The sequence below is a fragment of the Rhodobacter lacus genome, assembly GCF_042683065.1.
Lineage (GTDB): Bacteria > Pseudomonadota > Alphaproteobacteria > Rhodobacterales > Rhodobacteraceae > Rhodobacter > Rhodobacter lacus.
Map to the genome: position 1 here is coordinate 1 of NZ_JBHUIX010000025.1, position 971 is coordinate 971.

Annotated in this window: 1 protein-coding gene; it reads right to left on the bottom strand. The window is 62.6% G+C overall.

Annotation, left to right across the window (positions count from 1 at the left end):
- Window positions 1-971 (bottom strand): GDP-mannose 4,6-dehydratase (gene gmd / locus ACFSM0_RS17615; RefSeq protein ID WP_377393661.1); only part of this gene is annotated, 971 nt, incomplete at both ends.

The window sequence follows — 971 nt, forward strand, 5'->3', positions numbered from 1 at the left end:
TCGACCACCATCTCGGCGCACATGTCCTGCGCGGTGATCTCGGGCACCCAGCCGAGCTTCTGCTTGGCCTTGGCCGGATCGCCCAGAAGCGTCTCCACCTCGGCGGGGCGGAAATAGCGCGGGTCGATCCGCATCACCACGTCGCCCACTTTCAGCGCCGGCGCCATGTCGCCCTCGATCGCGGTGACAGTGGCGATCTCGTCCACGCCGGTGCCGCTGAAGGCGAGCGTCAGCCCCAGTTCTGCCGCCGTCCAGGTGATGAAGTCGCGCACCGAATATTGCACCCCGGTGGCAATGACGAAATCCTCGGGCGCCTCTTGCTGCAGCATCATCCACTGCATGCGCACATAGTCTTTCGCATGGCCCCAGTCGCGCAAGCTGTCGATATTGCCCATGTAAAGGCAGGGTTCGAGGCCTTGGGCGATGTTGCACAGCCCGCGCGTGATCTTGCGTGTCACGAAGGTCTCGCCGCGCCGCGGGCTCTCGTGGTTGAAGAGGATGCCGTTGCAGGCATACATGTTGTAGCTCTCACGGTAGTTCACCGTGATCCAGTAGGCATACATCTTCGCCACCGCATAGGGGCTGCGCGGATAGAAGGGCGTGGTCTCGCGCTGCGGGATCTCCTGCACGAGGCCGAAAAGCTCCGAGGTGGAGGCCTGATAAAACCGGGTCTTTTGTTCCAGCCCGAGGAAGCGGATCGCCTCCAAAAGCCGCAGCGTGCCGATGCCATCGACATCGGCGGTATATTCGGGTGCCTCGAAGCTCACCGCCACATGGCTTTGCGCGCCGAGGTTATAAACCTCGTCGGGCTCGACCTCGCGCAGGATGCGGGTGAGGTTCGAAGTGTCGGTCAGATCGCCGTAATGGAGCCGGAAGCGCGAGTTGTCGACATGGGGGTCTTCATAGATGTGATCGACCCGACCGGTGTTGAACAGCGAGGCCCGGCGCTTGATCCCGTGCACCTCATAGCC